At 60.5% G+C, this 26249-nt stretch carries 29 protein-coding genes and 1 tRNA gene; 18 read left to right on the top strand and 12 right to left on the bottom strand.

Going from position 1 to position 26249, the window contains the following annotated elements; translation table 11 throughout:
* Positions 1 to 88 precede the first annotated feature (88 nt).
* Together AB4K19_RS10475 and AB4K19_RS10470 are read left to right on the top strand one after the other, a co-directional pair.
* Complete coding sequence (locus tag AB4K19_RS10475) at positions 89 to 718, top strand: GNAT family N-acetyltransferase (protein ID WP_375228319.1); 630 nt, start codon at positions 89 to 91, stop codon at positions 716 to 718.
* The gene (locus tag AB4K19_RS10470; protein ID WP_375228318.1) at positions 702 to 2495 is read left to right on the top strand and encodes an adenylate/guanylate cyclase domain-containing protein; all 1794 of its coding nucleotides are present in this window, start codon (positions 702 to 704) and stop codon (positions 2493 to 2495) included. The genes AB4K19_RS10475 and AB4K19_RS10470 overlap by 17 nt, the downstream gene beginning before the upstream one ends.
* A gap of 5 nt (positions 2496 to 2500) precedes the next feature.
* Here AB4K19_RS10470 and AB4K19_RS10465 read toward each other — a convergent pair whose 3' ends face one another.
* The 5 genes from AB4K19_RS10465 to AB4K19_RS10445 all read right to left on the bottom strand — a co-directional run bounded on the left by AB4K19_RS10465 (position 2501) and on the right by AB4K19_RS10445 (position 7230).
* Positions 2501 to 3076, bottom strand: a complete 576-nt coding sequence (locus AB4K19_RS10465) for a pentapeptide repeat-containing protein (protein ID WP_436397506.1) — start codon at positions 3074 to 3076, stop codon at positions 2501 to 2503.
* Positions 3077 to 3150: 74 nt separating this feature from the next.
* A complete protein-coding gene (locus AB4K19_RS10460; protein WP_375228316.1) occupies positions 3151 to 4425 on the bottom strand; it encodes a hypothetical protein in 1275 nt (424 codons plus the stop codon).
* Between the two features lie 35 nt (positions 4426 to 4460).
* Entirely contained in the window at positions 4461 to 5237 is a 777-nt protein-coding gene (locus AB4K19_RS10455; RefSeq protein WP_375228315.1) for a TfuA-like protein, read from the bottom strand.
* On the bottom strand, positions 5234 to 6457 hold the full coding sequence (locus AB4K19_RS10450; protein WP_436397504.1) for a YcaO-like family protein: 1224 nt from the start codon (positions 6455 to 6457) through the stop codon (positions 5234 to 5236). Before AB4K19_RS10450 ends, AB4K19_RS10455 begins: the two co-directional genes overlap by 4 nt.
* A 344-nt stretch (positions 6458 to 6801) precedes the next feature.
* Positions 6802 to 7230, bottom strand: coding sequence for an Rrf2 family transcriptional regulator (locus AB4K19_RS10445; protein ID WP_375228313.1), 429 nt, complete (start codon positions 7228 to 7230; stop codon positions 6802 to 6804).
* 104 nt (positions 7231 to 7334) lie between these two features.
* Here AB4K19_RS10445 and AB4K19_RS10440 point away from each other — a divergent pair, with 104 nt between their 5' ends.
* Genes AB4K19_RS10440 through AB4K19_RS10405 form a run of 8 tightly spaced genes read left to right on the top strand, consistent with a single transcriptional unit; the run spans position 7335 to position 14106 of the window.
* Positions 7335 to 8549, top strand: a complete 1215-nt coding sequence (locus AB4K19_RS10440) for a GTP-binding protein (protein ID WP_375228312.1) — start codon at positions 7335 to 7337, stop codon at positions 8547 to 8549.
* Positions 8546 to 9181 (top strand): DUF1826 domain-containing protein, encoded by a 636-nt coding sequence (locus AB4K19_RS10435; protein WP_375228311.1) that lies wholly within the window; start codon positions 8546 to 8548, stop codon positions 9179 to 9181. Before AB4K19_RS10440 ends, AB4K19_RS10435 begins: the two co-directional genes overlap by 4 nt.
* Positions 9178 to 9450 (top strand): DUF6525 family protein, encoded by a 273-nt coding sequence (locus tag AB4K19_RS10430; RefSeq protein WP_375228310.1) that lies wholly within the window; start codon positions 9178 to 9180, stop codon positions 9448 to 9450. The genes AB4K19_RS10435 and AB4K19_RS10430 overlap by 4 nt, the downstream gene beginning before the upstream one ends.
* An 11-nt stretch (positions 9451 to 9461) precedes the next feature.
* Complete coding sequence (locus tag AB4K19_RS10425) at positions 9462 to 10985, top strand: ABC transporter substrate-binding protein (protein WP_375228309.1); 1524 nt, start codon at positions 9462 to 9464, stop codon at positions 10983 to 10985.
* On the top strand, positions 10982 to 11665 hold the full coding sequence (locus AB4K19_RS10420; protein ID WP_436397501.1) for an ATP-binding cassette domain-containing protein: 684 nt from the start codon (positions 10982 to 10984) through the stop codon (positions 11663 to 11665). Before AB4K19_RS10425 ends, AB4K19_RS10420 begins: the two co-directional genes overlap by 4 nt.
* Positions 11659 to 12384 carry an ABC transporter ATP-binding protein gene (locus tag AB4K19_RS10415; protein ID WP_375228307.1) on the top strand — a complete coding sequence of 242 codons (726 nt, stop codon included), beginning with the start codon at positions 11659 to 11661 and terminating at the stop codon, positions 12382 to 12384. Before AB4K19_RS10420 ends, AB4K19_RS10415 begins: the two co-directional genes overlap by 7 nt.
* On the top strand, positions 12381 to 13319 hold the full coding sequence (locus tag AB4K19_RS10410) for an ABC transporter permease (RefSeq protein ID WP_375228306.1): 939 nt from the start codon (positions 12381 to 12383) through the stop codon (positions 13317 to 13319). Before AB4K19_RS10415 ends, AB4K19_RS10410 begins: the two co-directional genes overlap by 4 nt.
* Positions 13312 to 14106, top strand: a complete 795-nt coding sequence (locus AB4K19_RS10405) for an ABC transporter permease (RefSeq protein WP_375228305.1) — start codon at positions 13312 to 13314, stop codon at positions 14104 to 14106. Before AB4K19_RS10410 ends, AB4K19_RS10405 begins: the two co-directional genes overlap by 8 nt.
* Positions 14107 to 14308: 202 nt before the next feature.
* Here AB4K19_RS10405 and AB4K19_RS10400 read toward each other — a convergent pair.
* Positions 14309 to 14382, bottom strand: a tRNA-Cys gene (locus AB4K19_RS10400).
* Between the two features lie 146 nt (positions 14383 to 14528).
* Between AB4K19_RS10400 and AB4K19_RS10395 the strand changes: the two genes are divergently transcribed.
* The 3 genes from AB4K19_RS10395 to AB4K19_RS10385 all read left to right on the top strand — a co-directional run bounded on the left by AB4K19_RS10395 (position 14529) and on the right by AB4K19_RS10385 (position 17472).
* Entirely contained in the window at positions 14529 to 15182 is a 654-nt protein-coding gene (locus tag AB4K19_RS10395) for a protein-L-isoaspartate O-methyltransferase family protein (protein WP_436397498.1), read from the top strand.
* 46 nt (positions 15183 to 15228) lie between these two features.
* Positions 15229 to 16668 carry a TolC family outer membrane protein gene (locus AB4K19_RS10390; RefSeq protein WP_436397495.1) on the top strand — a complete coding sequence of 480 codons (1440 nt, stop codon included), beginning with the start codon at positions 15229 to 15231 and terminating at the stop codon, positions 16666 to 16668.
* A 69-nt stretch (positions 16669 to 16737) separates the two neighbouring features.
* On the top strand, positions 16738 to 17472 hold the full coding sequence (locus tag AB4K19_RS10385) for a hypothetical protein (RefSeq protein WP_436397493.1): 735 nt from the start codon (positions 16738 to 16740) through the stop codon (positions 17470 to 17472).
* 8 nt (positions 17473 to 17480) lie between these two features.
* On the opposite strand, the gene AB4K19_RS10380 is transcribed toward AB4K19_RS10385, so the two are convergent.
* The gene (locus tag AB4K19_RS10380; RefSeq protein WP_375228302.1) at positions 17481 to 18935 is read right to left on the bottom strand and encodes a cobyric acid synthase; all 1455 of its coding nucleotides are present in this window, start codon (positions 18933 to 18935) and stop codon (positions 17481 to 17483) included.
* A 62-nt stretch (positions 18936 to 18997) separates the two neighbouring features.
* Between AB4K19_RS10380 and AB4K19_RS10375 the strand changes: the two genes are divergently transcribed.
* The gene (locus AB4K19_RS10375) at positions 18998 to 19576 is read left to right on the top strand and encodes a cobalamin biosynthesis protein CobQ (RefSeq protein ID WP_375228301.1); all 579 of its coding nucleotides are present in this window, start codon (positions 18998 to 19000) and stop codon (positions 19574 to 19576) included.
* 55 nt (positions 19577 to 19631) lie between these two features.
* Here the strand turns inward: AB4K19_RS10375 and AB4K19_RS10370 are convergent, their stop codons facing one another.
* Positions 19632 to 19952, bottom strand: coding sequence for a DUF6280 family protein (locus AB4K19_RS10370; protein WP_298842792.1), 321 nt, complete (start codon positions 19950 to 19952; stop codon positions 19632 to 19634).
* 220 nt (positions 19953 to 20172) lie between these two features.
* On the opposite strand from AB4K19_RS10370, the gene efp reads away from it, so the two are divergent.
* Entirely contained in the window at positions 20173 to 20736 is a 564-nt protein-coding gene (gene efp, locus AB4K19_RS10365) for an elongation factor P (RefSeq protein WP_375228300.1), read from the top strand.
* Between the two features lie 50 nt (positions 20737 to 20786).
* Here the strand turns inward: efp and ygfZ are convergent, their stop codons facing one another.
* Positions 20787 to 21527, bottom strand: a complete 741-nt coding sequence (gene ygfZ / locus AB4K19_RS10360) for a CAF17-like 4Fe-4S cluster assembly/insertion protein YgfZ (protein ID WP_375228299.1) — start codon at positions 21525 to 21527, stop codon at positions 20787 to 20789.
* Between the two features lie 69 nt (positions 21528 to 21596).
* Between ygfZ and AB4K19_RS10355 the strand changes: the two genes are divergently transcribed.
* Positions 21597 to 22271 (top strand): TIGR04283 family arsenosugar biosynthesis glycosyltransferase, encoded by a 675-nt coding sequence (locus AB4K19_RS10355; protein ID WP_436397492.1) that lies wholly within the window; start codon positions 21597 to 21599, stop codon positions 22269 to 22271.
* A 98-nt stretch (positions 22272 to 22369) separates the two neighbouring features.
* Positions 22370 to 23578 carry a pyridoxal-phosphate-dependent aminotransferase family protein gene (locus AB4K19_RS10350; RefSeq protein ID WP_375228298.1) on the top strand — a complete coding sequence of 403 codons (1209 nt, stop codon included), beginning with the start codon at positions 22370 to 22372 and terminating at the stop codon, positions 23576 to 23578.
* Here AB4K19_RS10350 and AB4K19_RS10345 read toward each other — a convergent pair.
* Both AB4K19_RS10345 and AB4K19_RS10340 read right to left on the bottom strand, forming a co-directional pair.
* Positions 23555 to 23800 (bottom strand): hypothetical protein, encoded by a 246-nt coding sequence (locus AB4K19_RS10345; RefSeq protein WP_375228297.1) that lies wholly within the window; start codon positions 23798 to 23800, stop codon positions 23555 to 23557. The two genes, AB4K19_RS10350 and AB4K19_RS10345, sit on opposite strands and share 24 nt — an antisense overlap.
* A gap of 51 nt (positions 23801 to 23851) precedes the next feature.
* On the bottom strand, positions 23852 to 24955 hold the full coding sequence (locus tag AB4K19_RS10340; RefSeq protein ID WP_375228296.1) for a pyridoxal phosphate-dependent aminotransferase: 1104 nt from the start codon (positions 24953 to 24955) through the stop codon (positions 23852 to 23854).
* Between the two features lie 114 nt (positions 24956 to 25069).
* Between AB4K19_RS10340 and AB4K19_RS10335 the strand changes: the two genes are divergently transcribed.
* A complete protein-coding gene (locus tag AB4K19_RS10335; protein ID WP_375228295.1) occupies positions 25070 to 25858 on the top strand; it encodes a crotonase/enoyl-CoA hydratase family protein in 789 nt (262 codons plus the stop codon).
* 54 nt (positions 25859 to 25912) lie between these two features.
* Here AB4K19_RS10335 and AB4K19_RS10330 read toward each other — a convergent pair whose 3' ends face one another.
* Positions 25913 to 26242: a DUF1992 domain-containing protein gene (locus AB4K19_RS10330; protein WP_375228294.1), complete on the bottom strand. Its 330-nt coding sequence runs from the start codon at positions 26240 to 26242 to the stop codon at positions 25913 to 25915.
* Positions 26243 to 26249 lie beyond the last annotated feature (7 nt).

Below are 26249 nucleotides of genomic sequence, written 5' to 3'. Positions count from 1 at the left end.
TTCATAGATTTACGGGCGCAGGCCGCCCTGAAGATCCGAGCGCAGTGTGGTCCTGAAGGCGGAAACCGGGCTCGTGGGATGTTACAGAATGACAGAACAGAACGCTGAACTGATAACCTGGCGGCCGATGGGCCTCGATGACATCACGCGGATTGCGGGCTGGTTCTGGAATTTCGATGACGCGGCATTGTTTGATCGTGCACTGCCCGTGCCGGTGAGCGTGGACGGGATGCGCGAAAGCTGGCGCCGGTCGCTGGAGCAGACGTCCCCGCCGGCAGGTTACTGGTTCCTCGCAGAGGCACAGGACGGCACGCCGCTTGGCATCTGCGGACTGGAACAAATCAGCTATATTCAGGGCGACGGCGTGCTGCCGTTCTTTGTGGCGGATCATTTCCGCAACCGGGGGCTGGCCACGGCGATGTCGATTGCGATGCTGGATCTCGCGTTCAACAGGCTGCGCCTGCACCGCCTGACGACCTATTACCGCGCGGATAACGCACCGTCGGCCAAAGCGCTGGCGCGGCTGGGTTTCACCGTGGAGGGCACATGCCGTGAAGGGTGGTTTTCGGATGGGAAACGCCAGGATATTGTCGTCGCCGGGATTCTTGCGTCCGATTGGCAGGCGGAACGGGAACGCGTTATTGACTCTGTCAGGGCGACCTGCAACCTGACGTTCACACCTACATGCTGGAAAGCGGAACGTGGCGAACAGCTCTGAAATGACAACCGGACCGAGAGACAACCTGCGGCGCAGGCTTGTCGCGATCGTGTTCGCGGATGTTGCAAATTTCAGTTCAATGATGAGTGCGGACGAAGTCGGCACCACCCTGTCGGTTGCCAGCCGTCTTGAAAAGTTCCGCGAACGGATCGCGGCATATGCCGGTGAATTCAAGGGTTCAGCCGGTGACAGCGCGTTTATGGTTTTTGAGAGCGCCGTGGCTGCCGTCACCTTTGCCGTTGAGATGCAGAAGGAACTGGCAGAGGAAAACGAAGGGCTCGAGGAAAACGAACAGATCTGGTTCCGTTTCGGGATCAACCTCGGTGAGGTGCTGGTCAGCGGGGACGAAGTGACCGGCGAGAGCATTAATATCGCGGCCCGGATCGAGGCGTTTGCGGCACCTGGTCAGGTGTGTATCTCCGGCGCGGCCTACGACCACGTCTGCAATAAGCTCAAGTACGGCTACGAATACCTCGGCGGTCAGGATTTCAAGAATATCGGCCGGACCATCGACGTCTTTCAGGTCCATGAAAATCCGACGTCCGCTGCGATGACGCCGGGCTTGCGCCGCAACCTCGAAAACTCGGCTGAGTTCAAGGAACGGCCGATTGCCAGCCAGTCCATTGTGGTTCTTCCGTTCGGGTTCCAGGGCAGTGATCAGGATGACCGCTGGTTTGCCGACGGCCTGACCGAAGACGTGACGACCAACCTTTCGCGGTTCCAGGAGTTTTTTGTGATCGCCCGCGGGTCGGCCAATATGTACGCCGACCGGGTCAAAGGGCCTGCTCAGGCCGCACGGGAACTGGGCGTGCGCTATGCCGTCGACGGGTCGGTCCGCAAGGCCGGGTCACGGATCCGCATTACGCTGCAGCTGCTTGACGCGCTCCAGGACCGGACGATCTGGGGAGAGCAGTACAACCGCAACGTCGAGGATATTTTTGATCTGCAGGACGAGATCACGCAGATTATTGTGTCAGCGACGGCGGCCCGGATTGAGGCGACGGAACGGGAACGCATGCGGCTTCTGCCGCCGGCTAACCTGATGGCTTATGGGTTTGTGCTCAAAGGCCACCGGCACGTGCTCAAATACACGCAGCCGGAAGTCCGTCAGGCGCGGACGTTCTATGAAAGCGCGATTGGCAGTGATGCGCGTTATGCGCGGGCTTATGCGGCGAAGTCGCGGACGTTCAACCTCGACTGGCGCTATGACTGGGCGGAAAAACCGGACATTGCGCTGGATGATGCCCTGAATTTTGCGCGTGAAGCGATTGATCTGGACGAGTCTGATGCGCGGGGTTTTGGTGAACTGGGCTTTGCACATCTTTACCGCAAAGAGCATGACCCGGCGATCAATGCCTATGACCGGGCGCTGAAGCTGAATCCAAACGACGCTGATCTGATGTCGGATATGGCTGATGCTCTCGCCCATATGGGCCGGTCCGAAGAGGCAATTGACCTCCTGCACAAAGCGATGCGCCTTAACCCGTTCTATCCGGACCAGTACATCTGGCACCTGGGCGGAGCTTACTTCAATCTCAAGCGGTATGAAGAAGCGATCGAGGCCATCCAGAAAATGCAGAACCCGACTGAAGGGCGCCGCATTCTCGCGGCAAGCTACGGTCATCTGGGGCGCCTTGATGAGGCACGTGCCCAGGCCGCTCTCGTAAGAGAGGCCCACCCCAACTTCTCAGTTGAAAGATGGGCCGCTGTACAGCCGGACAAATTCGAAGACGACGTGCAGCATTTCCTCGAGGGTATGAAGCGCGCCGGTCTTTAATACCTTCAGTCGGAGGCGTCGCCGCGCGCACCACTGATCCGCGCGCCGGAGACACGCGCACCCGAAACACGTGCACCTGATACCCGTGCCCCTGAAACCCGCGCGCCCGAAACCCGTGCGCCAGAGACGCGGGCGCCGGAAATCCCGGTCAGATCCTCTCCGCCAAGTTCAAGCATCAGGTCTTCGAATTTGCCTTCATCAACGTCCAGCCGCACGGTTTTATCCGAGCGCTGTACAACCCATGCAGACAGGCTGTCGTAGAACGCTTTGTTCTTCGTGCTGGGCCCCGGCACCGGGACGGTGCTGGGATCATAAGATTTCTCAGCATCCACCATGAACAGAACCGGCGTGGCCATTTCGACGAAAACGCCATCATAGGTGGCGCCGTAAATGCGCGCAGGCTGGTTCAGGTCGACGTCTTCTGAGCGTTTGCCATCATGCGTTTTCACGACGGCGAGGTCGTCCACAAGCCGGCCGAACAAAACAATGGACGCAGCACTCCCAAGGGATTCGCCGCTCAGTTTTTCAGGAAAAGGTTTGTTGTCCTTTGCCGTTTTGGCGGTAACAGTTTTCTGCGTCATGCGATCAATAGTCCTTCTGCGAAGACGGGTATCCCGAAAATTTCTTTGCCAAATGGTTAACGTACTTTTTTTGTTCAGTCCATCGGAAGCATTGTTCTGACGGAATTCGCATGGCTGTCCTTGCCCAGGGGCTCAAGTTGCGGACCAACCTCGATAAACCCGATGTCGCGCAGGCGGAAATTGCCACGGATGATGCTGGCAAAACGCCCGTTCGTGTGATCTTCGTCCACGGCAAGAAAAACATCCCCCACATCGACAAAATTCAAGTCCTGCCGGCTGATGCGTTCCCAGGTGTCGGCAAGATAGGTGCCAAGAATGTCACGCGCGTCAATCAGGGCCAGTTTGAACTGTTCGGGGTGATCGGCGTAGGCCTCGTCAAACATCTCCTGCATCACAGGTGCGTAGTCCGCCGTCGCGAGCAGCTTGTCTGAGAGGTCCTCCATCTCGGGTGTGATGGCACCATAGTCCAGAAGCATTTCATGAAAAATGTCGACGAGAATATCGAAGAATGCGCCCGTCAGCGGCTGTGAAAGGTGATGTTCCTTGACCCATCCATCGGCAAACTCAGACAGTCTGCGGTCATTTGCAGCAATCCGGATCTGTTTATTGTCCGACAGTTCAGCAATCCGGTTGACCGCATTCAGCATGTAGAGATTGCCGCGTGTGTTCTCCAGCAGCAGATCGACCAATGAGTTGAAATGCAGCGAGGAAATCAGTGCCACAAGATCAGCGGCACTTTCGTGAAACCCGAAGTATTCACCGGTGACATTCTCCGGATCAGGCACGCCCACTTCGGAATAGATAATGGCGTGTCCGACTTCGTGGGCGATGACATCGAAGTTGAGGCTGAACGGTTTATACGTGCCGGTGGACCGGTCACCCCCCATTTCGAGAAACCCGTAACCGGAGTAGGCATTTTCCAGCGTGGGCTGGATCGTCAGTTCAAGACGGTCGTATGTTTTTTCACTGTGAAACGGGATGCGGCGCCCGAAGTAATCTTCCCAGATGTCGAGCACAAAACGCACGGTGCCGAACAGATGCGCGGTTTCGAACTGGGGTGTGCCGGGTTCGAGGTAGTCGAAATGGCCGTTTTTATCGGGCTGGGCGGGGGCCTCAATGTCGCCGCGCCAGGGGGGCGCCAGCACATCCTGGCCGTTGGGGGCAATGCCGTATGGTTCCGGTTTGCCAACGGGAAAGATCGTATACATCCGGTCGTCGGACGGGCCTTCCATGACTGACCCCGCAGGGGACGAAACCATGACGACCTCCGGTTCTGCGTAACTGTCGAGAAAGCCCGGCTGGGGAAACAGGCGGAACCGCGTTCCTTCTGTCTGATCACTGCCCCACATGAATAATCCCCTGTCCCAACCAATCCTGCGGCAGTCTACCCACCGAGGAAGCTCTTGTCTTTAAACAAATTATAGCCTGTGCCTGACGCCGGCGCACGGCGTGTGGACCAGGTCTGCGTCGCCTGTACCCAGAGGTCAGTTTCTTCAAAATGAAAGTTCTGGGGAGGTCTGGCAATTGCATCACTGGTCATTGCATCAAGCAGTGCGCGGGCATCGGCACGTTTCTGGTCCACTTCGTTGTTCTGGATGTAATCGCGCAGGGCACTGACTTCCGCGGCTGAGACTTCAGACCCGGCAGCTTGCAGAACCGTCTCCCAGGTGCGTTGCTTGTAATGCTGGCGTTTCGCGGCGCAGACGATCTGCGCGGCCAGGTCATGGCCAAGAATCCCGTCGTCCGCGGCAGCCCGCAGGGTGGCACGCAGATTGACCATCGCAAGGCTGAGCAGGGGATATCCCAGTTCGGCGGGACCGTGCAGCAATGCGACTTCGTCATCGTCTGTGTATTCGAGGTCCCGGTAGGCTTCGTAAATGCGGCCGACGCCCTGCATACCAAAGCTGTCAAGTTCCGCCGCGCGCAGCGCTCCCATGCTGGACGCGCCCAGAACGGGTATGCTGCGGCTGAGCGCCCACAGGATTTCTTTGTGCCAGACGGATGGCACGCCCTCGAAATAGCCATCAATCACGCCGATGGCGCGTGGTCTGTCGAGCGTTGCCAGATAGAGGTCGCCCTGCCGGACCGGGGGCAGAAAGGTCACCCCGGGCCAGGCGTCCCGTTCCGAAGGGGCCAGAGAAGGGCCTGCAAACACAATCATGCTTGGGCCGCCGCAGCCCGGGCGCGCGGGCCGGGTACATAGGCCGCGTCATCATGCGGCGCTTCGAGCCCGGGGATGATCACCCGCACGACCGGAATTCCATGTGCGGCCTGGGTCAGGTCCGTCACTGCGATCTCGTGAATACCCGCAGCCTTCAGGCGGTCCTTCAGCCAGTCCAGCATCTCCTCAAGTGTCCCGGCCCTGATGCCTGCGTTTGCGTCAAAGGCACGCGCCGGTGCGTCCTGCGTTGGCAGCGCGCTGAACGCGGCGATCCGGTCGCCGAGGGTTTCGTCGTGGTACTCTCCTTCGAACAGGTCTTCGCGTGCGCCGGAGATGTAGTTCAGACGGGTCTGCGCCGCTTCAGTCAGCGCACGGTGCATGGCGACAACCGGATCGGGGTGGCTTCCCGACCCGAGACCCGGGTGACTGCCTTCGGCGGATCCGTCCAGAACCACGCACATAAAAGACGGGATCCGAATGTCCGATGAGATGTCCCAGATACGCAGATCGAACCCCGCAGCCTGAAACCGCTGAACCGACGCCAGCAGACCGGGATCGGCAATACTGCCAGGGTCAACCTGAGACGCGGCCTGAGATGCCTGTGGAAGGTGATGCCAGACCGTCAGCGCGTCACGTTCCACAACCTCACAGATCCCGTGGCAGATGGCCTCAAGTCTGTGGTTCCCGGAAGCCAGGCCATTTGTCGAGGCGGCGAAATACCCGGCATCCTGCGCGACAGGATGCGTGTAATCAGCATGCGCCATCTCATAGGGAACGAGGCGGTTGTCTCCGCTGAAGAGTTCCTCCGCGGCGATCCAGTGAAACCGGACGGTGCGCGGGAGGGGGCCGCCAGGCACCGGTGGCAGCCGGCTTAGGTCAATCAGGCCTTCGCCCGCGTTTTCAAGATCCTCAACGCTTGCAAAACGGACCGGGCAGGTAATGCGTTCCGCGTGCCAGATTTCGATGGCTTCCATCAGTGCGGATGCGCGTGCGTGATCAGCCGTCGTGCCCTTGCCCTGGGAAATCGCAATGGACCGCGCGTTGGGTCGCACCGCCAGCATGACCGGCAGGCCGATCCGGTCGAGACCTGTAATATCGGCAAGGCGCGTGATGCCAAAATCGCCCATGCGGGGCAGGATGCGCGCCAGTGTGTCCGCCGCCGTGCAGACCCGCGTCATGTCGCATACTTTGGTCGTCAGCTGATCAGATGTACCCGACATTGCCCCGCAGTCCCCGCTGTTACCCCATAAAGAGGCCAAACCGGGCAGGGATGACAAGCCCGGAAAATGTTTCCTGTTGGTCCGGCCGGGTGTTTTGGAGCTCTGCAGCCCCGCGCGAACCTGCCGTTTGGTGTTAATTGCCGCACAATGGCTGACTGGATACGGCAATTCCGGCGAGGCATTCGCTGGCGGATTATGAAAGGGGTGTGCATTCAGAAGACAGCTCATGATCTGATCGGTTCCTGAGCGGCCAGGAGGCACTGGCAGCGACTGAATAATAGCCGCTTTGCCAGCAGAGCAGGGTCGTCCGGACGTTCGGCGCCTTGGTTTGACACAACCGGCGTTCAGTTCGCGCAATAACTGCAGGAGCGGGGGTGTACGTCTGTGATTGTTGTCTCGGCAAGGCGACGCACAAGGCTCTTTTCAACGTCATCAAGAACACTGGAAACGCGGGCCTGAAGGTCTGTTTCAACACTGCATCCTGAAGGCTCTGCATCGCTGCTGCCTCCCGAAACAAGTCGTTCGTCCAGCGCCAGGTAAACATCCGCGAGGGTTATGGTCTCCGCGGGTTTCGCCAGTTGCCAACCACCGGCATGACCTTTCTCAGATGACAGCAAACCTGCTTCGCGCAGCTTTCCAAGCACACGCCGCACGACTACAGGGTTGGTGCCCGCGTGATCGGCGATATCCGCCGACGTACGTACCCGGTCAGGTTCACCCGCCATATGGCTGAGCGTGTGCAGGGCGAGAGACAGTCGGCTGTTTCGCTTCATGAGCAATTTTCTCCGGTTCTGGCCAATACGTAACAATAGCAGTTGCATTCGTCTAGTAACTGCGTAAGTTGCGTGACTGTTCCCAAACCGGCCGGAGGCCAGACATGCCCGATACCAGACTCCCCGTCACCGTCCTGATCGGATTCTTGGGCGCAGGCAAAACCACATTGCTGAACCGGGTCCTCAACAACCGTGAGGGGCGGCGCGTTGCCGTCATTGTCAACGATATGTCGGAGGTGAATATCGACGCGGATCTGGTGCGCGCGGATACCGAGCTGAGCCGCACTGATGAAACGCTTGTGGAGATGTCGAACGGTTGCATCTGCTGCACCCTGCGCGACGACCTGCTGGATGAGGTGCGCAGACTGGCGGCGGAAAAGCGCTTTGACTATCTGCTGATCGAAAGCACCGGGATATCCGAACCGCTGCCGGTCGCGGCCACGTTCGACTTCCGGGACGAAGCCGGTGAGAGCCTGTCCGATGTCGCACGTCTGGATACCATGGTGACGGTGGTGGACGCGGTGAACCTGCTCAAAGACTTCTCCAGTCACGATTTTCTGCGCGACCGGGGCGAGGTCATGGGCGAGGAAGACGAACGTACGCTGGTGCATCTGCTCACGGACCAGATGGAATTTGCCGATGTGGTCATCCTCAACAAGGTAGCGGACGCGACCGACGGGCAGGTGGATGCAGCCCGCAAAATCATCCGCAGCCTGAACGCTGATGCTGAGATCATTGAAACCAACCATTCGCAGGTTGCAGCGCAAAAGATACTCGACACCGGGCTTTTTGATTTTGATAAGGCGCACGAACACCCGATGTGGGCGAAAGAGCTGTACGGGTTTGCCGATCACGTGCCTGAGACCGAAGAATACGGTGTGACATCATATGTGTATCGTGCGCGTCAGCCCTTTGTTCCGGAAAAAATCCTGGCGGTTCTGAATGGCGAAATGCCAGGCGTGATCCGTGCCAAAGGGCATTTCTGGATCGCGACGCGGCCAGAGTGGGTTGCAGAGTTTTCACTGGCCGGGGCGCTTTCCAGCGTCAAGCCGATCGGGACCTGGTGGGCGTCTATGCCAGAGGAGCGCTGGCCGGATCATGCCTCCGCCCGCGAATATATGAAGCAACATTGGGTTGAGCCGTGGGGCGACAGGCGGCAGGAACTGGTGTTTATCGGGTCCGGGATTGACTGGACCGCGCTGAAAGCGAAGCTTGAGGCCTGCCTTGTACCTGTCGTTCAGGCTGCGGGTCCGGATGCTCTGCCGCTGGACATGCCTGATCCGTTCCCGGGATGGCGCCGCGTCGAGGAGACAGCATGAACATCGCGGTCCCAGCCATGACGGCCTCACCGGCGGGCGTCGTCGTTGTCCGGTCTGAAAAAGACCTGGGGCGCTTTCGCGATGCGGCCTCTGCTGCAGTTATCTGGGACCGGAGCCTTCCGCCGGACGTGTCATCAATGCTCGCAGATCTCTGGCCGGATATGATGCCAGACGGGCGCGTCGTTCTGCAGGTCAAAGCCGTCGCCGATGCTGTCCGCTGCCTTTGTGACGATGCCGGAATGCCCACAGGAAAGCTGCGTGACTGGCTGGCGGGTGACATTGCAGCGCTGGCTCATAGATTTGCTGGTCTGATGCGGGCGGATTACGTGCGGCTCAGGCTTCAGGCCGTGAGCACCAATGCCTGCCGCAGGTTCCATGTCGATGCCATTACCGGCCGTCTGGTGTGCACCTATCGCGGGACCGGCACACAGTATGCAAAGAGCCGCGCGGGCGAAGAAACTGAGCATATCTGCACCGTGCCAACCGGTGCACCTGTTCTGCTGCGTGGTTCACTCTGGCCACCAAAGCCTGCTGCCGGCATCCTGCACCGGTCGCCGCCGATTGAGGGGACAGGAGAGACCCGGCTCGTTCTGGTTCTGGATCCGGTATTTGACCCGGAAGATCACGAATGAACCGCAACCTTGGACAGAGCAGTCTGCGGCGGAAAAGGCGTGCTGCCGATCCCATGGCAGCGTTCGACGGTCTGCCGCAGCCTCTGAGGCAGTGGGTGACGCAGGCCGCCCTGCCATGGTCGCCGGCCTCTGTTCGCCGCGTCTGGTCGAAATCCCGGGCACGGGGGCTCTCGGAGGATGAAGCGCTCCTTTCCCTCACAAACGCCGAAGCCCGGACCCTGGCCCGTGACCGGCATTCCACCGATTTCAAACTCAACTCTATGACCTGAAGGAAATGCTCATGTCGTTCTTTTCCCGGCTGACCTGCGCTGCGGCGCTGGCTGTCAGCACAGCCCTCCCGGCGACCGCCCAGGAAGGAAGTCTTACAGTCTCCGTTGGCTTTGGCCCCACTGCCGAAGTCCCTGATCCGCGCGCGGGCTACAATGGCTGGATGTCGAACCAGACCGGCGTGACCGAAACGCTGATGGGGATCGACTATGACATGAACCTTTATCCGCGCCTTGCAAAAGGCATTGAGCAATCTTCGCCGACAACATGGCGTGTGACCCTGCGCGATGGGCTGTTGTTCCATGACGGGTCACCGGTGACGGCACAGGCTGTTGTCGATGCAATTGCTCCGGTCTCTGACGAGGAACACCCGGGTCACAATGCCCGCATCTCGAACCTGCTCGACCTCGCGGGCATGTCTGCGGATGGCGACAGGGTGGTCGTTTTTGAGACTAACAGCCCGAATGCTGCTTTCCCCTGGACGCTTTCCGAACCGGGCCTTGCGATCCTTGGGACACCCTCTGATGCTTTCCCGATCAATGCGACCGGGCCTTTCATCTTCAAAGAAGCTGTGCCGGAGCAGCTTTATCGCGCCGAAGCCAACAAGAAATACCGCCTTGGCGTACCGGGTCTGGAAGAGGTGCGCGTGGTTGTATCCAACAATCCGGCCACAGCAGCGCTGGCTTTTGAGGCGGGTGAGGTGGATCTGGTAATCAATTATCCCGAAACAGACTTTGAACGCATCACGGAAACAGGCGCACAGGGGTTTTCGACACCGACGGCGCGGCTCTATTTCTACACTGTGAACGCGGCGAGCGGTCCCATGGCTGATCCCCTGATCCGGCAGGCGGTTTCCTATGCCATCGACCGTGAGGGCATCGTACAGGCGGCTTTGTCCGGTGTAGGTGGTGAGGCAGCCGGCACGGTGTATCCGAAGGGCACAGGCTGGGCCGCTGACATCCCTGTCGCTTACGATCCGGCGCGCGCAGAAGAACTTCTGGCGGAGGCTGGTGCCGTCAAAGAGGGCGGTACCTGGATGCTGAACGGTGAAGCGCTTGAGATCGACATTGTGACATATTCGTCCCGGGCGGCACTGCCGCCGACGGCTGAGCTGACGCAAGCCTTCCTTGCCGCCATCGGAGTGCAGGCCAACATCACAGTCGGCGAATGGGGTGCCAGCAATGATGCGATTGCTGCGGGCGAGGCGGATCTTTTCCTTCAGGCCTGGGCTACCACGCCGCAGGGCGATCCCGGCGCGGTGCTGGAAACGCTGCTTAAATCTGATGGCGGCTCAAATTCGGGCGGGTTTGCGAATGCCCGGCTGGACGCCTTGCTGGATCAGGGGCGCCTGACGTTTGAGCATGAAAAGCGCAAGGCGATTTATGACGAGGTTCAGCAGATCATCGCGTCCGACGCTGCCATGATCCCTGTCTTTCATGTGAGCCAGACCAATGTTGGCGTCCCCGGTCTTACCGGCTATCAGGTGCATCCAACGGAGACCTACTGGATCACGCATGAGACGAAACTGGCTGAATGACACTGAAAGCAAACGGCCTGAGCGCAGTGCGCTCGGGCCGGACCATCCTGCACCCGATATCGCTGGAGATTCCATTGCGGAGCCGCATCGGTCTCGTGGGTTCTTCGGGTTCCGGGAAATCGACCCTGGGCCATGCGCTGATTGATGATCTGCGCGCCCAGGGGCACAGCGTGTCGCATGTGCCGCAAAGCCCTGACGAAGCCCTTGATCCGCTGAGATCAATGGCCTTTCACTGGCGCGAAGCCGAGGTGGCACTGGGGATCAGACCCGGGACTGCGGATCAGGCCGGGTTGTTTGAGGCCCTCAGGATAGATGGCGGGGATCTGAGCAAACGTCCCTGGGGCTGGAGCCGGGGCATGCAGCAGCGTTTCGTCATCGCCATGGCGCTGATCGGAAGCCCTGAACTGCTTGTTCTGGACGAACCGACCTCCGCGCTTGATCCTGTAGTCGCCGCGGCGACGATGGAATTGCTGAGCACTTATCTGGATGGCAAAGACACGGCGATGATCCTGATCACCCATGACCTTGGCCTTGCGGCGCGCCGGGTGGATACACTGATGCTGCTGGATGCCGGGCATCTGGTGGAGCAGGGGCGTACAGAAGACATTCTCGAACGGCCCCGGACTGCGGCGGCCAGGGCGCTTTCCGCGCACCGTAACTGGATGGCTCTGCCATGCTGACGGTAAGCAATCTCACGGTACATCGCGGATCGCGCGCAACATTGCATGATGTTTCGCTGTCTTTGCCCGCTGGCAAAACACTTGCTGTTGTCGGCGAAAGCGGTGCGGGGAAATCCACCCTGATCGCGGCAATTCTCGGCCTGCTGACCCCTTCGACCGGGCAGATCACGTGGAATGAAGCGCCTTTCCGCAGGCTCAGACCAGCACTGATCATGCAGGAACCGCGCGCCGCTTTCAATCCGGTCCTCAGCCTGCACCGGTCCGTCATGGAGCCCGTTGTGGCGCAGCGGATCACGCTGCCCACAGGTCGGCTGAAGCGCCTTTGCGAAGGTCTTGAACTGTCGCTGGAATTGCTGAGCCGTCGTCCCGATCAGGTCTCTGTGGGGCAGGCGCAACGGGCGGGAATTCTGCGGGCGCTCCTTGCCTCTCCGCCGCTGATCCTGTTTGACGAGCCGCTTTCAGCACTCGATGCCGTGACCCAGAAACACACAGCCCGTCTGATCTCGGATCTGCAGGCTGAAGAAGGATTTGCCGCACTCATTGTCACCCATGACCTTGGTTATGCCGTTGCCCATGGCGACCGGATTGCGGTTCTGAAAGACGGGCGCATAGAGGAAGTCGCGGATGCAGATACCTTTGCCCTGAACCCGCGGTCGGAATACTGCCGCACCCTGCGTGATGCAGCAATTGCGCTTGGAGCGCTCGAGGCGGCAGCATGATCAGATTCATTGCCGGCCTGTTTCTGCGCGCGGTTGTGGTGCTGTCCGGCTCGGCGTTCCTCACGTTTGCGTTGCTGTGGAATGCGCCGGGCGATCCGGCACAGGCCATAGCGATGGCCCGTTTTGATGCACTGCTGACCGAAGAGGTGATTGATCAGGTTCGCAAAGAGGTGGGCCTGAACAGGTCTTTCTGGCAGGCTTTTCTCGCGTGGCTCGGGCCCCTGATGCAGCTGGACTTCGGCTATTCGGCTGTGACGGGCCGCCCCGTCCTGCCGGACCTCAGGGCAGCGATGAGCTACACCTTTCCACTGGCCTTTGCCGCGCTTGCTATCGGGCTGATGGTGTCCGTGCCGCTGGCTGTCATCGCGACAAAGCGCCCGGGCGGGCTTCTGGACCGGTTTGCAGTCGGCATCGCGTCGCTGGGCAATGCCATCCCGGCTTATTGGCTCGGCCTGATCCTGATCCTGATCTTCGCTGTCAAGCTGGCGTGGCTCCCGGCGCTTGGCGCCAGCACGCCCGCACATGCGGTCCTGCCGGCAATGACGCTGGGTCTGGGCGTTGCCGCCTCTCTCACACGGATCATCCGGTCTGGCATCCTCGAGGCGCGGGGCCAGCCGTTTCTGCCGGCTTTTAGGCGGCGCGGTGTCGCTGAAAAACGGCTGGGCAAAGACCATATCGCCCCGCATGCCGCGATCCCTGTTATCACTGTTTTTGGCCTCGAACTCGCTTTCCTTCTGGAGGGCCTCGTATTGGTCGAGGTGATCTTCGGCAGGCCGGGCCTTGGGACGTTTCTGGTACAGGCTGTTCTCGCGCGCGACTTCTCCCACGTGCAGGCCGTTGTCGTGCTCACGGCATTGGTTTTTGTGACGATCAACCTTTTGATCGATCTGATCTACCGCGTCATTGATCCCAGAATAGGTGAGACAAATGCGTAGTGTTACGTTGCTGGTAAGTGTGTTCATCCTGATTTCGGTCTTCGGGCCCCTGATCGCACCGTATGACCCGACGGCTATCAATATCCCCGAGCGTTTATCTCCGCCGACCTCTGATTTCCTGCTGGGAACAGATGCCCTGGGGCGCGATATTCTGTCCCGTCTTCTGCATGGTGCGCAATGGTCGCTGGGCCTTGCGTTCCTGATATCGGGTATCAGTCTGGTGATCGGAACAGCCATCGGGCTTTTCGCGGCCCTTGGTGGAAGGGCTGCTGACTGGATCATGATGCGGACAACCGATACCTTTCTGGCCTTCCCCGAACTGGTGGCTGCGATCGTTATCGCCGGTCTGATGGGGGCCGGCACCTGGAGCCTGATCTTCGCGCTCAGCGTCACCGGCTGGATGCGGTATGCGCGCGTCGCAAGGGGCATCGGTCTGTCGGTGCAAAGCCGCGGCTACGTCGTGCAGGCAAGGTTGGCCGGACTGTCGGGCTGGTCTGTTGCCCGCTGGCACTATCTGCCGTCTCTCATCCCATCGCTGACCGTTGTCTGGACGGGCACTTTTGCCCGGGCAATTCTGGGCATTTCGGCTCTGGGGTTTCTGGGTTTTGGTGTGCAGCCGCCAAACCCGGAATGGGGGTCAATGCTGCTGGATGCGCGTGTGCATTTGCGCTCCACACCGCTGCAGATGATCTGGCCTGGTCTTGCCGTCGTCATCTGCGTCCTCGCGATCAATCTGGCGGGAGACGCGCTGCGTGATGCTCTGGCTGAAACGGATCGTCACGCCTGAGCCGTCCTGGCACCGCACAATCAGACCCGGTGAGTGTGAAGGACGACAGTCAGCCAGCGGCGATCACCGGCGAATTGGCAATGGAACGCTGCCGTCGGGACAGCTTCCCGGCGTATTGAATCACTCAAGGAACACGCCGGCAGTACTGGCGTCGCACGTATCGGGAGATGGCGCCCGGAAACCGATGAAATTCTGCTGATAGTGGAGGCGAGTACCGGAATCGAACCGGTGTACACGGATTTGCAATCCGCTGCGTCACCACTCCGCCAACTCGCCGCCGATGGTGTGCGCGCAGAGCTAACCGATAAAACGGGCGGTCGCAAGTGCCACAGGTTACCAAAATTCGCTCCTCGGGCGTTGCCGCAGCGCCGCAACTGTGCCACATCTGGTTGAACACTTTCTGAACGGATGAGTTTAGACGCATGACAGACTTTGCAGCCCGGCGGACAATGATGGTCGATACACAGATCAGGCCGTCCGACGTTACGAAATTTCCCATTATTGACGCGATGCTGACGATCCAGCGTGAAAACTTTGTGCCCGCCAGCCACAGAGAGGCGGCATATATGGGTGAAAACCTGTCACTGGGGCCTTCCCGTGTGATGCTGGAACCGCGGACGCTGGCAAAGATGCTGGATGCCCTCGATATCTCGAATTCAGAGCTGGTGCTCGATGTGGGCACGGGGCTGGGGTATTCTTCGGCTGTCATCGCGCATATGGCAGAGGCTGTTGTTGCGGTTGAGGAAGATGAAGACCTGGCCCGCGACGCACAGGAAGCACTCACAGAGGCCGGTGCGGACAACGTTATAATGCACGAAGGCCCGCTCGCAGAAGGCGCCGCGCAGCATGGCCCTTACGACGTAATCGTCCTGCAGGGTGGGGTGCGCGAGCTGCCGCAGAACCTGCCCGATCAGCTGAAGGACGGCGGGCGCATCGCATGTCTCTTCGTTGAAGGCGCTCTGGGCGAGGTGCGCATCGGACGTAAAAGCGGCGGCGCGATTTCCTGGCGGATGGCATTCAATGCCGGTGCGCCGGTGTTGCCCGGGTTCGACCGCGAAGCAGCATTTGAATTCTGAACAACAGAGCCGGCAAAAGACCGGGCAAACCTCAGAGGCAAAACGGATGGCAGGTATGGCAATTACGGAAGCGGTCAGAAAAACACTGCAGCGCGCAGCACTGGGTGTCTGTGTGATCACGGCAGCTGGTGCGGCACAGGCCGAAACGCTGGCTGACGCGCTGGTCGGCGCCTACAACAACAGCGGTCTGCTGGACCAGAACCGCGCGCTTTTGCGGGCCGCTGACGAGGATGTCGCGGGTGCTGCGGCCGCGCTCAAGCCGGTTGTGAACTATACGGCGAGTGTGACGCGCAACTTTGGTGATACGCGGAGTATTTCATCGCAGACCGGTCTGGCATCCACCAACAATATCGAAGCGACCAACGCGTCTGTCGGTATTGCTGCTGAGCTGCTGCTGTATGATTTCGGGGCCACCCAGCTGGGTGTTGAGGCCGCAAAGGAAACCGTTCTGTCCACGCGCCAGCAGCTGATCAGCATTGAGCAGCAGGTTCTTCTGAGCGCGGTGTCGGCATTTCTGAACGTCCGGTCTTTGCGTGAATTTGTGGCACTGCGCCGCAACAACCTTAATCTGCTGCAACAGGAACTGCGGGCGGCTCAGGACCGCTTCGAAGTAGGTGAAGTAACCCGCACCGATGTCGCACAGGCCGAAGCACAGCTGGCCGAAGCGCGCAGCGGACTGGCCACCGCGCAGGGTGACCTGCAGCAGGCGATCGAAGTATACCGCAATGTTGTGGGCCGCACGCCCGGGCAGCTGACCGCGCCGCCGTCGCTGCCGTCTTTTGGCAGCAATGTCGAAGCAGCGCGTGCGCAGGCCTTGCAGGTCCACCCGGATCTGCGCGCAGCGCAGCATGCGGTTGCCGCCGCCGAACTGAATATCCAGCGGGCGAAGGCGGGCATCAAGCCGCGGCTGAGCGCCAATGGCTCGCTGAACCGTCAGGAGAACCTCGGCAGCAGTTCCTATACAAATTCCGGCAGCATCGGGATCACCCTGTCCGGGCCGATCTATCAGGGCGGTCTGATCGATTCCGCAATCCGCAGTGCGATTGCCGCCCGTGATGCGCAGCGCGGCAACCTTTTTGAAGTGCAGAAGACGATTTCGCAGAACGTCGGTTCCGCATACGCACAGCTTTCGGCGCAGCGCGCCAGCCTGTCCGCCTCCGAGGAGCGGATCCGTGCGGCGCGCATCGCGTTTGATGGTGTGCGGGAAGAGGCACAGCTGGGTGCACGGACCACGCTGGATGTTCTGGATGCGGAGCAGGAATTGCTTGATGCGGAAACCTCGCGGATTTCCGCAGAGGCCAACGTCTATGTTGCGGCTTATTCTGTGCTTCAGGCCACGGGTCGTCTGACGGCAAGAGACCTTGGCCTTGGTGTTCAGCTCTATGATCCGGCGGCTTACTACAACCTTGTCAAAGACGCGCCGGTGGCCCGGTCTGCACAGGGTCAGAAGCTGGACCGGGTCCTGAAGTCTCTGCAAAAAAACTGACATTTTGCCACAAGCATTGTGCCGTCGATGGCGCCGGGTTAGAGTTGACCCGGGCAGGAGTGGTGCAAAATGTCGAATCCGGTAACTAATTCTCAGGTCGAAGATGTCCTGTCGTCGATCCGGCGTCTGGTCAGTGATAACCGCCGTGGTGACGCGGCACATAGCGAAGACGCCGAGCGGCTGGTGCTGTCACCGCAGCAGCGTGTCACCGGAAAGACGGCTGAAGAGCCCGGCCCCCGCGCCCCGCAAACGCCGTTCAGACCTGTTCTGACACTGATGCCCGAAGACGCGGTTCAGCGGGACGGCCGTGACGGCGGCGATTTGCCCGTGCCTGAATTTATCCGCCATGGGAGCGAAGCCGACCGGGCGGATGCGCCGCGTGCGACCAGCAGCCTGGCCGATAAAATCGCGGCGCTGGAGACAGCGATTGCCCGGCGGTCCGAGCACTGGGAGCCGGACGGTGACGGACGCGATGCCTATGCCGGCACACGCGCACCTGCAGTGTCTCTGCAGAATGCTGTGGACCTCGACGGGACCGGCGCGCCGCTTGCAGACAGCGGGGAGCCGATGAAGCCTGTGGCCTCGGTCGCAGCAACCGGGGAGCCTGAAGCGGAACATTCTGATCCGCAGGCGGAAGTCCCGGCCGATGAGCAGATCCTGGATGAGGAGGCGCTGACGGCGCTGGTGTCCGATATTGTCCGGCGCGAGCTTCAGGGCGATCTGGGAGAGCGCATCACGCGCAACGTGCGCAAACTGGTCCGGCGGGAAATCATGCGGGCCCTTGCTGCGCGCGAACTGGACTGACCCCGGCTTCAGCGGGCCATCGACAGTAACTGATCCAGATCCATTGTGGCCTCAAGATGTGCCGCGAGGGCGTCGAGTGTCTCTTCGACTTCCGTTGTATAAGCGCGTTCAGATGTCTGGCCCAGGTCCCGCATCCATGCCGCGCGAAAACTGTCGGACGTGAAAATTCCATGCTGGTAACAGCCGCGGATCCGCCCGTCCGCTGACGCAGCACCCTCAGGGCCTTTGCCGAAATCGAGCCATCCGCGTGCACAGTCCGGTCCGGTTGTCCGACCCATATGGATTTCGTAACCGGTCAGCGGCGTGTCATGCAGCAGTGAACGCCCCTCGCGCAGCGCCAGTTCTTTTCGGGGCACCAGCGTGGTTTCGACATCCAGCAGTCCCAGCCCGGGTGCTGTCCCGGCCGGGCCCTCGATACCGTCAGGATCGCCGATCTGACGCCCGAGTATCTGATAGCCGCCGCACAGACCCAGCACATGACCGCCATACCGCACATGGGACAGGATATCCTGATCCCAGCCTTCGGCGCGCAGGGCCGCAAGATCTCCGAGCGTTGCCTTACTGCCCACCATGAGGATCACATCCGCCTCGCGCGGCAGGGGTGCGCCCGGTTCTGCGACGATCAGATCAATACCAGGCTCCGCCGCCAGCGGATCAAGATCGTCAAAGTTTGAAATGCGGGGCAGGCGGGGCACGACCACCCTTATACCGCTGCCGCCCGACTGCGCACGAGCGGGCAGGTCCATTACGTCTTCGGCGGGCAGTTTCCGCGCGGCATCAAACCATGGCACAACACCCAGACAGGGCCAGCCCGTCCTGTGAATGATGTCATCGCGCCCGCCATCAAAAAGCGATACGTCGCCGCGGAATTTATTCACCACAAAGCCTGTGATCATCGCGTTGTCGGCGTCGTCCATGACTGCCTGCGTGCCCACGATCTGCGCAATCACGCCGCCGCGGTCGATGTCCCCGGCCAGGACCACCGGCACATCAGCAGCGCGGGCAAAGCCCATATTGGCGATGTCGCGCGTGCGCAGGTTGGTTTCAGCCGGACTGCCCGCACCTTCGACCAGCACCAGATCTGCTGCATCCCGCAGCCTGTCGAAACTCTCAATCACGCGCGGCATCAGGCTTTCGCGGTTGCGGCCGAAATCGCGGGCCTCCTGAGTGCCGGCAACCTTTCCCTGCACGATCACCTGCGCACCTGTCGACGTCTGGGGTTTGAGCAGGATCGGGTTCATATCGACATGCGCAGAAACACCTGCCGCCATCGCCTGCAACGCCTGAGCACGTCCGATTTCACCACCGCCGGGCGTGACGGCTGCATTGTTGGACATATTCTGCGGCTTGAACGGGCGCACGCTGAGCCCCCGGTCCCGGTACGCGCGGGCCAGTCCTGCCACGAGCATGGATTTGCCCGTGTTGGTGCCTGTACCCTGGATCATAATGGCTTTACCGCGCATCTGTCGCCTCTTCATTCTGCGGGCAAACTGACGCATGATCCCAGCAAAGAAAAGGAGCAAAGATGAACACGCCTGCACATCTTCTGCTGGGGGCCGCCGCAATGGCGCGCAGTGGTGACCGCTGGGTCGTTGCGGCGGCGCTTCTCGGGGCGCTGATGCCGGATCTGTCGCTCTACCTTCTTGCGGGGGGTGCGATGTACATCTTTGCGATCCCGCCGCAGCGTGTGTTCAACGAACTCTACTTTTCAGATGCCTGGCAGACGATTTTCGCGATTGATAACTCATTTATTGTCTGGGGTGTCCCGCTGGCGCTGGCTCTGTGGCGCAGAAAACCCTGGGCCATTGCGCTGACCGGTGCCGCACTTCTGCATCTTTGCCTGGATTTTCCGCTGCACCACGATGATGGACGGGCGCATTTCTGGCCGCTGACCGGGTGGGTTTATGAGAGCCCGCTGAGCTATTGGGACCGGGCGCAGGGGGCTGGTATGGTTGCACCGGTGGAGGCGTTTCTGGCCACCGTCGCCGCATTTTTGCTATGGCGGCGCGGTATCGGCGCGGGCCTGTCGGTGCTTGTTCTTGTGTTACTGGCCGCCGAACTCTGGGTCGTGCGCCAGTGGCTTTTCGTGTTCGGCGTTGCCTGAACGAAAAAACGCGCCCCGAACCGGGACGCGTTCTGTCTGAAAAATCAGTGAGTTATCAGGCAGCTTCTGCCTGCTGCGCTGCGTTGCGGCGCTCTGATTCCTCGCGGGAAAGCGCCACGGAGGTCCGCACACCTTTACCCACAAATTCCATAAGACCCTGAACAACACGTTCGTTCGGGTCGATCCCGGCACAGCTCAGAACCTCGCGGCCGTCGCGCGAGCGTGCCCAGCGGGCGATCTGCTCCGGACCGTTGCCGTATTTCTTGTCGTCCGCAATTGCGTCGTCAAGCGCAGCCAGTACCACAGCTGCAAAAAGTTTACGCGCACGATTGCCTTGCTCGTTATTGAAGGCTGTGCCGTCAACGAAATCTTTCATCCGTCGTCCTTTCCATTATTCTTGCTCTTGTCTTTCCGGCGTGACGCCCCTTATGACGGGTTTTGGCCGATTCGGATACCCCGTATTTGCATGCCTTATATGCACAATTTGCATAGCTTTCTGCACGTGCAACACGACATATCGTTGTCTTGTCACCCACAATCCTCCCAGATATAGGGTTCATCAACTTTTCATCAACCTTTTGACACAGGTGAGCCACATGCCAAAAATCAACGGAAACGAAATCCGGCCCGGAAACGTTCTGGAGCATAATGATGGCCTGTGGGCCGCGGTGAAAGTCGATCATGTAAAACCCGGTAAAGGTGGGGCGTTTGCACAGGTAGAACTCCGCAACCTGCGCAACGGTTCCAAACTGAATGAACGTTTCCGCAGTGCCGACAAGGTCGAACGGGTGCGTCTTGAGCAAAAGGACCAGCAGTTCCTCTATGAAGACGATGGCATGCTGGTGGTGATGGATACCGAAACCTATGAACAGGTCCAGCTGCCCGCTGAGCTGCTGGGCGAGCGCCGCCCGTTTCTGCAGGACGGTATGACCATCGTGGTCGAATTCTATGAAGAAGAGGCGCTGAACGCGACGCTGCCGCAGAAAGTCACCTGCAAAATCGTCGAAACCGAGCCGGTGGTCAAAGGTCAGACAGCGGCAAACTCCTTCAAGCCAGCGATCCTGGACAATGGCGTCAAGGTAATGGTGCCGCCCTTCGTTGGCCAGGACGAGGAGATCGTCGTGAACACCGAAACTATGGAATATTCAGAGCGCGCCTGATCTGCGTTTCAGAATTGCAGATTGCCCCGTAGCGCCTGCTGCGGGGCTTTTTATATGTCGTTACGGGTCAGGGTGGCGTCGCCTGCCTTCATTTCATCCTTTGCCCGGTCATAGCGCAGATAGGCCAGGGCCTGATCGCCACTGCGGCTCAGAAGCGTGCCCGCTGGTTTCCCGCCCGCGGTGATCTCTGAGCCGGGGTCTGCTGGACCAGTCACCGATACGCGCGCGAGGCCTTTGCGCAGTTCTGTCTTGTGCTTCATGCGGGCTGTCACTTCCTGACCGACGTAGCATCCTTTGCGGAAATCAACGCCGTTGAGCCGCTCGAACCCGACCTCAAGAATAAAGGTGTCTGGTGTCAGCTCGGTACCGCTTTCCGGGATCATTTCAGCCACGCGCCGTGCCGTCCAGTCCGTGGTATCATCGGTCTGTTCTGTCGCGCGATAGGCGCGCCACCCCATTGACGCGTGGCGGGGATCCGCAAAACCATCCGGCGGGACATCACCGGTGCCGCGGTGCAGGTACAGATCTGCGGGCGCGATTGTGACATCGGCGCGCAGTTTGTACATCGTCAGGCGCTGGACCAGCATGTCTCCCTGTGCCTCGGACACGTCAAGCAGGATGCCGTCTGTGTGAGGCACAACGAAAAAATCGGACATGTATTTGCCCTGAGGCGTCAGCAGCGCGGCATAGACCAGCCCCTTTTCGAGCCCGGCGATGTCGTTGGTGATCAGGCCCTGCAGAAAATCCCGTACATCTTCGCCTGTGAGTTGAAGGATGCGGCGATTGGACATGGGGGGCTCCTCTTTGCGTGCTCTGTGTCATATAACGCGCGCAACGCCAAACGGAAGGGGCGAGCCAGCATGCGGGCACCCATATCGGTCATCGTGCCGACACTGAACGCAGAACAGAAACTGGGCGGATGCCTGAGCGCGCTTCTTCCGGGCCTTGAGGCCGGGCTGATCCGCGAAGTGATCGTGACAGACGGCGGGTCCACGGACAACACGGTTGCTGTGGCCCGTGCGTGGGGGGCAGAGATTGTCACAGGCGAGGCCTCCCGGGGCGGGCAGCTTGCCCGCGGCTGCGCTGAGGCGCAGGGCGCATGGCTGCTGGTGCTGCACGCAGATACTGCTCTGGCGCAGGACTGGGTCGGGCCGGTTGTCCGGCACCTGGAAACCGACCAGGCGGGCTGGTTTCGCCTCGCTTTTGCGCGGGGGGGCACGGCGGGCCGTCTTGTGGCGGGCTGGGCCAACCTGCGCAGTCTGATGGGGCTGCCTTATGGTGATCAGGGTCTGCTGCTGCCACGGGCATTGTACCAGTCGGTTGGCGGGTATCCGGATCAGCCTCTGATGGAAGACGTTGCGATCGCACGAGCGTTGCGCGGGCGACTGATCCGCATCGACGCCATCGCGGAAACATCGCCCGAACGGTATCACGCACAGGGATGGCTGCGCCGGGGCGCGCGGAATCTGTGGACGCTTGCCCGTTATTTCGGTGGTGCGGACGTTGCCGTGCTGGCCCGCCGCTACCGCCGCTGAGCCCGGCTGCTCTGAAAGACTGCGCTGCTGCATGGCATAGGTGATTGACGCCGCCCACGCGGAGGCTAGTGTCACCCGTGACAAAAAGGACAGCAGTTATGCCACAGTTTTCGGCGCCCCCGTCGGGCCGGGCCTATCTGGCCATTCCCGGGCCATCCGTCATCCCCGATGCCGTGCTTCAGGCAATGCACCGGGCGTCGCCAAACATCTATGCCGGTGAGTTGCCGGAGATGATGCCGGATATCGTGGCGGATCTGAAGAAGGTCGCCCGCACCAGTGGCCACGTGGCGCTTTACATCGGTAACGGGCACGCGGCATGGGAAGCGGCCCTGTCCAATGTCATTGCGCCGGGTGATGAGGTTCTGGTGCCGGCCACGGGACATTTCGCGCATGGCTGGGCCGACATGGCCGAAGGGTTGGGGGCCACAGCACGGATTGTCGAATTCGGGGACCGGGCACCGGTTCAGCCGGACCGGATCGCCGAGGCGCTGAAGGCCGACACGAGCCACCGGATCAGGGCGGTTCTGGCCGTGCATGTCGATACCTCGACCTCCGTCCGCAACGATATTGCCGCACTGCGCCGTGTTCTTGATGACTGCGGGCATCCTGCACTGCTGATGGCCGACTGCATCGCGTCACTGGGATGCGATGTCTTTGAAATGGACGACTGGGGCGTGGATGTCATGGTCACCGGGTGCCAGAAGGGGCTGATGGTGCCGGCAGGCATGTCATTCGTGTTTTTCAATGATCGTGCGGCAGCGGTCCGGGCAGGGATGCCCCGTGTCAGCCGCTACTGGGACTGGGAGCCGCGCTCTGCACCGGACGGTTTCTGGCAATACTGGAACGGCACCGCCCCGACACATCACCTTTACGGACTGCGCGTCGCACTCGACCTGCTGATGGCCGAAGGGATGGAGGCGGTCTGGGCGCGCCATGCGCGTTTCGCCCGGGCCATATGGGCGGCCTGTGATGCCTGGGGGCAGGAGGGCAGCCTTGAGATGAACATCTGCGATGCCGCACACCGCAGTCACGCGGTGACATCACTGCGCCTGGAAAGCCCGCAAGCCACCGCGCTGCGCGACTGGACCGAGCAGAACCTGGCGCTGACGCTGGGGATCGGGCTCGGCATGGCGCCTGCCGGCGACCCGGCATGGCACGGGTTTTTCCGGCTGGGTCACATGGGACACGTGAACGGACAGATGATCATGGGGCTGCTGGGCGGCATGGACGCCGGTTTCCGCGCGCTGGATATTCCGCACGGCTCCGGTGCGCTGGAAGCCGCCTCAGCGGTGATCGCCGGGGCGTGACCCGGCGCTTTCCTGCGTCATACTTCCGAAAGCCTGTTCTGCCGTTCTGCGACGGGTTTCCAACCAGTTGAGCCAGTGGTTCACGACCAGACATAAAAAGACCGCTGCCGCGAGGCCATATATCGCGAAAAACAAAAGCAGGACCCAGCCAAGATTGACGCCGAACATCACAATACAGGCGCCGGTGAAATTCGGGGCTCGTCCGGGTGTCGGGTCGCGCATCAGGTCCTCTTCAGCTGCCTTTGAAACAGTATAGGACCATTCGCCTCTCCGTCAGCTAATTTCTGCTTTCCGCAGCGCCTGTGGTAGGGCATCGGCCAGAATTTCGATCTGTGCGGGCGTACCGCAGCTGATCCGGATGCAGCGGTTCTGCGGTGCAACAAACGGCATGCGTACAAACACCCCGTGGTCGACCAGATGATCCAGCACTTTATTCGCAAACGGGCCGTCATGCCCGCAGTCGATACAGACAAAGTTCGCCGCAGAGGGCAGGGGCTTCAGCCCGCAGTCGCGCGCGGTCTCCATGATCCGGAAACGCGAGGCAACGATGCGCGCCAGCACTGACCGCAGCCAGGTCTGATCATGCAGAGCTGCCAGCGCGCCCTCCTGAGCCGCGCGGTTCATGCCAAAATGGTTCCGCACACGGTTGAACGCCGCGATGAGTTCAGGTGCAGCGATAGCATACCCGACCCGTGCACCGGCCAGCCCGTAGGCTTTGGAGAAAGTCCGCAGTCTGATGATGCGCGGATCATCCCAGGCCAGCGGGATTTCGGCAATATCCGGTGCACATTCAATGTATGCCTCGTCCAGCACCAGAAGCGTTCCCTCGGGCAAGTGATCCAGCGCTTCCAGCAGTTCGGTGCCCTTGATAAAGCTGCCCATCGGATTGTCGGGATTGGACAGATATACCAGTTTGGCGTCCGTTTCCGCGGCCTTTCGGAAGAGCGCCACCGGATCTTCGTGATCGCGCCTGTAAGGCACTTTATGGAGTTCGCCACCAAAGCCTGCCACATGATAATTGAACGTGGGATAAGCGCCGTCAGAAGTCACAACCGCATCGCCGGGGCCGACCATGAGCCGTACCAGATATCCGAGCAGCCCGTCGATGCCTTCACCGACCATGACCATATCCGGGCTGATGCTGTAGTGATCAGCCAGCGCGTATCGCAGATCGTGGTTTTCCGGATCGCCATACATCCACTGCGGCGTCTCAGCCATGGCACGGATCGCGCTGGGTGAAGGGCCAAAGACGTTTTCGTTGGCACCAAGACGGGCATCAAACAGATGCCCGCGGCTGCGCTCCTGGGTCTCGGGGCCGACGAAGGGTACTGTGTCGGGCAGCGAAGCGGCCAGCGATGTCAGTCGAAAGTGTGTCATTGCCTCTATTAAAACCAGCCTGGCGGTTTGAGCAAGTCTGTCGTTTGCCCCGACGTTTCACTGGCAATGGTGCTGCAACTGCGGTTTTCTGGCGTCAGCATAAAGGAGCAGGCAATGTCCCGGGTCGGCGTAACGGTCACAGATCACATTGCTCACGTCGTGCTGACGCGGGCGGACAAGAAGAATGCGATGGATCAGGCGATGATCGACGGCATCATTGCCGCGGCAGGTGTCGTTGCGGCATCTGACGCGCGGGCAGTGGTTCTGTCAGGAGACGGGGGCACTTTCTGTGCGGGAATTGATCTGGGCAGTCTGGGCAGCATGATCGGCAAGGACATGCAGGAGCTGATCGTACCGCGCACGCATGGACAGGGCACCACGAACCAATGGCAGGAAGTTGTGATGTCCTGGAGGCGGTTGGAAATGCCGGTGATCGCCGCGCTCGAAGGCTCTGTATTCGGCGCCGGTCTGCAACTGGCTCTGGGGGCTGATATCCGGATTGCGGCGCCTGATGCGAAGCTTGCGGTCATGGAAATGAAATGGGGTATCATCCCGGATATGGGCGGCATGCTGTTGCTGCCGTCGCTCGTCCGCGATGACGTCATGCGCCAGCTTGTCTATACAGCGACCCCGGTCAGTGCGGCGCAGGCGGAAACCTGGGGGCTGGTCACAACCATTGCAGACAAGCCGCTGGTGGCAGCCGAGGCGCTGGCGGAACAGATTGCCGCGAAGAGTCCGGCAGCCATTCGTGCGGCCAAAAAACTGATGGGCGACGTCCGTGACATGACGCCAGGAGAGGTCCTTATCGCCGAAGCGGAAGCGCAGGCCCGGCTTCTGGGGACGCGAGAGCAGATGGAAGTGGTCGCGGCGCAATTTGCAGGTCGGGCGCCTGTTTTTAAGTGATTGGTGTCTTATTTGCAAAATGCAGATGACTTGTTTGCAAATATCTTAACCGACTTATTTCATGAACTTTTTTCGCGCTTCCTGTGCGATGCCGTATCTGAGTTCAAGGTCTGCAATGCGCCGCATCAGCTTACCGCGCTCTGCGTCGCTCTGGCATGCGCTACAGGTTTCCCGAACAGCATCAAGCTCCTTCTTCAGCCGAAACTCTTCCGGCAGGGCGCCTGCTTCGGCCATGATCCGTATGCCTGCAGATAGTGCGGCCTCTTCGCTGGTTTCCACGGGCCGTTCCGGCAGTGGTTTGCCTTCGCCTTCCAGTCCGGACAATTGCCCGGCCGCCCTGGCCTTTGCGATCTGCTGCTCAATCAGTGAACGAAAACTGCGCATGCACGCA

Source organism: Roseobacter phycocola, from assembly GCF_042055075.2.
Lineage (GTDB): Bacteria > Pseudomonadota > Alphaproteobacteria > Rhodobacterales > Rhodobacteraceae > Roseobacter.
This window is presented reverse-complemented; position numbering and strand designations above follow the sequence as displayed.